A 6,688-nucleotide genomic window follows, 5' to 3' on the forward strand; every position below is an offset into this window, starting at 1 on the left:
CACCCCGGCCCACCCCCTCCACCTGCACCGCCACCCACCCCCGCGCTAAGGACCGCTTCGGGTCGGCGGGGTCGGGCGGGGCGGCAGTGGGAGCTGCCGCTGGAGGACCCGCAGCGGTTCGTCTTCGCCGGGAACCGGCCGCTGCCCTCGGGCCAGTACCCGCTCCCGCTCGGGCCTCTCCCGCGCCAACCCCGACCCACACCACCACCCGCTACTCCACCGCTGGGCACCTCGAGCCCGGTTTCCGGGCGGCGGGTGCGGCGGGGGGTGCAGCTGCAGCTGCCGCTGGACCCGTATCACGGGAACCGGCCGCTGCGCGGCGGGCAGTACCCGCTCCCGCTCGACGGCCTCACCCGACACCCCCGCCCCACCCCACCCAGCACACCCCCGGTCCCGCCAACTCGCGGCGCCGCGCCGACACCCCGACGCGGGCGACAGCTCCCGCTCCCGCTGCCCCTGACCCCACCAGCCCGACCGCTGCACCCGGATCACCGGGGACGTCGTCCCGGACGGCGTCGCCCGCGCGCCGGCCCGCCCCGAAGGCGGGGCCGGCGCCCGCCGCCCCCGCGGCTTCGGCTACGCGCGAGCCGGCGACGTCGCGGTCGACGCGGCGCACTCCGCCCGCTACCGCACCCGCCACTCCACCAGCCGCCCGCCCGGACGCGGAGACGCCGCCTCCCACCCAGCCCGAACAACCCGGCAAGGCCGCGACGGCCGACCCGGGGAAGCGTCGACCCGCGCGGGCCGAGCCCAGCGGCGACGGCCCGCCCGAAAGCCCCGCGGACGACGGCACCCGCGGAAGCCACGGTGGCCGTGGTGGCCGTTCGCGAAGGAGTTCCTCATGACCGCACCCGTGCGGATCCCGGCCGACATTGGGCGGGAGGACCGGCTGCTGGCCGGGCTGACCGCCCGCCAGCTGGCGATCCTCGCCGCCACCGGCGCCCTGCTGTATGCCCTGTGGACCGTTCTCACCCCGGTGGTGGCGCTGGTGGTGTTCCTGGCCTGCGCCACCCCGATCACCGTCGCCGGGCTGGTCCTGGCCCTCGGGACCCGCGACGGCGTCCCGGTGGATCGGCTCCTGCTCGCCGCCCTGCGTCAGCGCGCCTCTACCCGCCGCGCCCGCCGCCCCGCAACCGGGAGCACCGAGCGAGGCCCGGGCAGCCGAAACGACGACGGCGCGGATCCAGGCTGCGCCCGCCGGGGCGGGCGGGCCGTGGTGCCGCGCGTCCCCGCCCGCACCGTCCGGGCCGGCGCCAGCGGACGCGAGGTCGGTGTGGTCGACCTCGGCCGGGACGGACTCGCGGTGGTCTGCGCGGTGGCCCCGGTCAACTTCGCCCTGCGCAGCGCGCCGGAACAAGACGCCCTCGTCGCCGGGTTCGCGCGCTGGCTGCACTCGCTGACCCGGCCCGTGCAGATCCTGTCCCGCACCAGCCCACTCGACCTCACCCCCACCATCCACCAGCTGGGCGCGCAGGCGTCGCGGTTGCCGCACCCGGCGCTCGCCGCCGCCGCGCACGCGCACGCCGCCCACCTGGCCGAGCTCGGGGCGCACGCCGACCTGCTGCGCCGGCACCTGCTGCTCATCTTCCGCGAACCCACCCCCGACCCCACGACCAGCCACTCGCGGCGCCGGGACGGGTTGGGACAGACAGCGCGGGCCGCGGAGGAGCAGCTGCTGCGCCGGGCCGCCGAGGCCGAGCAGCTGCTCGGCGCGATCGGGCTGCGCGTCACCCTGCTCGGCCCACGCGCCGCCGCCCGAGCCCTGCACACCGCGACGAACCCCGAGCAGCAACTCCCCACTCGCCAGCCGAGCGCGCTGCTTCCACCTCCGCCCGCCACAAGATCACAGACGCCGAATCGCTGGGTCGGGCCGACCCCGGGACCGGCGTGGCCCGACGGCGACCAGGTCCCCGACCGGCACGTGATCACCGCGCGCATCCCCGGGCCGGGGCAAGCGCGAGCTCACCGGCACCGGGCGCCCGACCGGCACCCCGCCACTTCGCCCGGCATCACCGGTGTCGGCGGCCGTGACGCACACCCGCCCAGCAGTGCCCCACAGCCAGGGCCGCTCGGCGGCGCGCACCACCCCGACCACCCCGCTACCGGCGCCCAGGTCGAAATGGGCTGGGGCGACGGCTGGCACGACGACAGCTGGGGCGAGAGCGGCGCAGTCGAGGAGTGGGACGACCTGGATGTCGAGGCGCACAACCACGAACAGGCAGACGCGAAGAGGCACGCCGGATGAACCGCCAGCACACCGAGAGCGCCACGCCCCGCGGCGGCCGGCGCCCGACAGGTCGAGGCCGGTTCGATCCGAGCGCGCTGGTGGTCGCCGCCCGGCACCTGCAGGTGGACGGGGCGTGGGTGGCGACGCTGGTGGTGACCGGCTACCCCCGGGAGGTGCAGCCGGGGTGGCTGGCGCCGCTGACCACCCACCCGGGCCTGGTCGACGTCTCGCTGCACATCGACCCGGTCGACCCGGCCGTGGCCGCCGGGCGGCTGCGCCGCCAACTCGCCCGCCTGGAATCCGGCCGGCGGCACACGGCCGAGCACGGCCGGCTGCTCGACCCGCACGTCGAGGCCGCGACCGAGGACGCCTACGAGCTATCCGCGCGGGTCGCCCGCGGCGAGGGCCGCCTCTACACCGTCACCTTGACCCTCACCGTCCACGCCGCGACCGCGGATGAGCTCGACGAGGACGTCGCCGCGGTCCGCGCGCTGACCACCAGCCTGCTGCTCGATGCCCGCCCCACCACCTACCGGGCCCTGCACGCCTGGCACACCGGTCTCCCGCTCGGGCTCAACCGGCTCGGCGGCGAGCGGCCGGGCGGCGGGCGGGTGATGGACACCGCCGCCCTGGCTGCGGCGTTTCCGTTCACCAGCCCCGACCTCCCCGGCGGCGACGGCCCCAACGGCGACGGCCCCGGCGGGGTGCTCTACGGGCACAACCTGGGCTCCCAGGGGCTGGTGTTCTGGGACCGGTTCGGCTGCGACAACTACAACTCCGTCGTGCTCGGCCGCTCCGGCTCCGGCAAGTCCTACCTGGTCAAGCTCGAACTGCTGCGCTCCCTGTATCGCGGCGTCGATGCCCAGGTGATCGACCCCGAGGACGAGTACAGCAGGCTCGGCGTCGCGGTCGGTGGCACCGTGGTCCGCCCCGGCGCCCCGGGGGTGCGGCTCAACCCGTTCGACCTGCCCATCCACACCCACCCCGGCACGGGCGCCCGGACCGCGGCCCCCGACGCGTTGGCGCGGCGGGTGTTGTTCCTGCACACCTTCCTCGCCGTCGCCCTCGGCACCACCCCGACCGCGACCGAACGCGCCGTGCTCGACGCCGCGATCACCGCCACCTACCGATACGCCGGCATCACCGACGACCCGCGGACCTGGACCCGCCCAGCGCCGCTGCTCCGCGACCTGCACGCCACCCTCGCCACCCCCGACAGGCTCCACCAGGAGGAGGCCCCGGGCGGCGACCACGGCTCCCCCGAGGCCCACCTCGAGGCCGACGCAGGCGAGCCCGTCACCCCAAGCGGGAAGGAGCCGGTCGGGGAGAACGGGCTGGCCGAGGTGGCGGCGTCATTGGCGACCCGGCTGCGCCCATTCGTCGACGGTGCCTATGCGGGCCTGTTCGACGGCCCCACCAGCACGCCACCGCACGGGCATCTGGTGGTGTGGTCGCTGCGCGAGCTCGCCGACGAGGTCAAACCCCTCGCCACGCTGCTGGTGCTGGACGCGATCTGGCGCACCGTCACCCACCCCCACGACCGCCGCCCCCGACTGATCACCGTCGACGAAGCCTGGCTGCTGCTGCAGCACCCCGACGGCGCCCAGTTCCTGCTCCGCGCCGCCAAGTCGGGCCGCAAGTACTGGACCGGATTGACCGTCGCCACCCAGGACACCACCGACGTGCTCGGCACCGACCTCGGCAAGGCCGTCCTCACCAACGCCGCCACCCAGATCCTGATGCGCCAAGCCCCCCAAGCCATCGACCACGTCTCCACCGTATTCGACCTCTCAGCCGGGGAGCGGGCGTTCCTGCTGGCCGCCGAACGCGGCGACGGGCTCCTGCTCGCCGGGCAACACCGGGCCGCGTTCACCGCCACCGCGTCCGCGTTCGAGGACAGCCTGATCACCACCGACCCCACCCAGACCGCCCACCAGACCGCCACCGCACCGGAGTGGATTGACCTCGACCACCCCGACCACCACCGCGACCAAGGTGATTGGGGCGGGCAGCCATGGTGAGCGTGCCGCTCGTGGACGCCGTGGTCGGCTGGGTCGCGGCCTGGTGGCCGCTGCTGGCACCCGGCGGGCTGCTCACCGCGGCAGCGGCGGTGGCGTTCTCTCGCAGTGCAGCGCGGTGGCGGCACCGCCGGTTCGCCCACCAGGCGCGGCTGATCACGATCCTCCCGCCGCCGCGCGTCGATCCCGACGGCGCTGTGGCGTTGTGGGGGAATCTGCTCGGGCTGCTCCGCCCGCGGTGGCAGCGGCTCGCCCTGGGGCAGCCGCATGTCGGGTTCGAGTACCTGTTCTCCTCCGGTGGCATCCGAATTCGGATGTGGGTGCCCGGCACCGTGCCGCCCGGCCTGGTCGAGCGCGCGATCACCGCGGCCTGGCCCGGCGCGCGCACCGACACCACCCCCGCTCCGTCCCCCCGCTGCCGCGCACACGCGGCCAGGCCGGAGATGGTGGCGGCGGGTGGCGTGCTGCGGCTGGCCCGCGGCGACACCCTGCCCATCGACCACGACGGCCGCGGCGTCGATCCGCTGCGTGGGCTGCTCGCCGCTCCCGGCCCGCTCGGGCCGGGGGAGTGGGCGTGCGTGCAGATCCTCGCCCGCCCTATCACCGGATACCGCCTCACCCGCGCCACCCGAACCCGCACCTCGACCGGCACCCCGGCGCTGGGCCGACTCGTCGGCACCGCACACGCTGCCGTGGTGTTGGTGCTGCGGGAGGTCCTCGACATCGCCACCCCCGGCCCCCTGCACACCCGCACCCGGAACACCTCGGCGGCGACCGCGCGGAGCACGGCCGCACCGCCACGGGTCCGGTTAGTCACGTCCGCGCAGGACCGGGCCGCCGCCGGCAAGACCCGGGGCGGCGCCTATGCCACCTCCGTCCGCTACACCGCCACAACCGCGCTCAAGCCGAACACGGCCCCGCCATTCGGGCAGCAGACCGGCCACCGCGACCAGGCTGTCCGGGAGGCGGCGGAGCGGGCGCGGGCGGTGGTCCGGGGCCGTGCCCACGCGATCGCCTCGGCGTTCGCCGGGTTCTCCGATCACAACCACTACCGCCGCCACCGCCTCCGCCACCCAGTCGAGGCGATCAGCGGGCGCCGGTTGGGCCGCGGTGACGTGCTGTCGGTCGCCGAGCTTGCCGCGATCGCGCACCTGCCCCTCGACGAGCACATCCCCGGCCTGTCCCGCGCCGGCGCCGCCACCATCGCCCCACCACCCGACATCCCCACCACCGGGCCCGGGATCAAGACCCTCGGCGACAGCGACCACACCCGCGGCCGACCCGTCGGGGTCGCGGTGGCGGACGCGCGGCATCACCTGCACGTCATCGGCGCCACCGGCTCCGGGAAATCCACCCTGCTCGGGCGGCTGATCCTCGACGACGCCCGCGCCGGCCGGGGCGTGGTGGTCATCGACCCGAAAGGCGACCTGGTCACCGACGTCCACCACCGCATCCCCGCCCCGGTGCGGGCCAGCGGGCGGCTGGTCGTGTTCGACCCCGACCATCCCGGCCCGCCGCCGTGCCTGAACCCGCTCGCCCCCCACCCCTCGGCCGAGATGCCGCTATCGCGGGTGGGGGATGTGGCGGTGGAAAACGTCGTCTCCGTCTTCCGCCGCCTGTTCGCCGCCACCTGGGGGCCCCGCACCGACGACCTGCTCCGCGCGGCCTGCCTCACCCTGCGCGCCGGCCCCGAACCCCCCACCCTCGCCGCCCTGCCCCGGCTGCTCACCGACTCGCAGGCCCGCCACCGCGCCACCCGGCATGTCCGCGACGAGGTCCTCGCCGGGTTCTGGGCCTGGTTCGACACCCTGTCCGACCAGTCCCGGGCGCAGGTGACCGCGCCGCTGCTGAACAAGCTCCGCGCGATCCTGCTGCGCCCGTTCGCCCGGGCCGCGCTCTGCGCGGGCCCGTCGACGGTGAACCTGCGCGCGGTGCTCGACCACGGCGGGATCCTGCTCGCCCGCCTCCCCAAGGGCGCCCTCGGCGACGACACCACCCGGCTGATCGGATCCCTGCTCGTGGCGCAGGCGTGGCAGGCCACCACCGCCCGCGCCCACCAACCCCCCACCGCCCGCCGGGACGCCTCGCTGGTGATCGACGAGTGCCACAACTTCCTCAACCTGCCCTACCCCATCGAGGACATGCTCGCCGAAGCCCGCGGATTCGCCGTCTCGCTCACCCTGGCCCACCAGCACCTCGCCCAACTCCCCCGCGAGCTGCGCGACGGCATCGCCACCAACGCCCGCAACAAGATCTTCTTCTCCGTCTCCCCCGACGACGCCACCCACCTGGCCCGCCACACCAGCCCCGAGCTCGGCGGGCACGACCTCGCCCACCTCGACGCCTTCCACGCCGCCGCCCGCCTCGTCACCGGCGGCGCCGACACCCCGGCGTTCACCCTCACCACCCGCCCCCTCCCACCCCTACCCACCCCGGCACGCGG

Annotated in this window: 3 protein-coding genes; all 3 read left to right on the plus strand. The window is 75.8% G+C overall.

What is annotated here, in order from left to right; all coding sequences use genetic code 11:
* Positions 1-841 precede the first annotated feature (841 nt).
* Positions 842-2,245, plus strand: coding sequence for a PrgI family protein (locus KME75_RS38750; protein WP_219419919.1), 1,404 nt, complete (start codon positions 842-844; stop codon positions 2,243-2,245).
* A complete protein-coding gene (locus KME75_RS38755) occupies positions 2,242-4,248 on the plus strand; it encodes a VirB4 family type IV secretion system protein (protein ID WP_219419920.1) in 2,007 nt (668 codons plus the stop codon). The genes KME75_RS38750 and KME75_RS38755 overlap by 4 nt, the downstream gene beginning before the upstream one ends.
* Positions 4,242-6,688: helicase HerA domain-containing protein (locus KME75_RS38760; RefSeq protein WP_219419921.1), on the plus strand; the 2,447-nt coding region annotated here is incomplete at its 3' end. The genes KME75_RS38755 and KME75_RS38760, both read left to right, overlap by 7 nt.

Origin of the sequence: Pseudonocardia nigra (genome assembly GCF_019396355.1) — a bacterium.
GTDB classification, from domain to species: Bacteria; Actinomycetota; Actinomycetes; order Mycobacteriales; family Pseudonocardiaceae; genus Pseudonocardia; species Pseudonocardia nigra.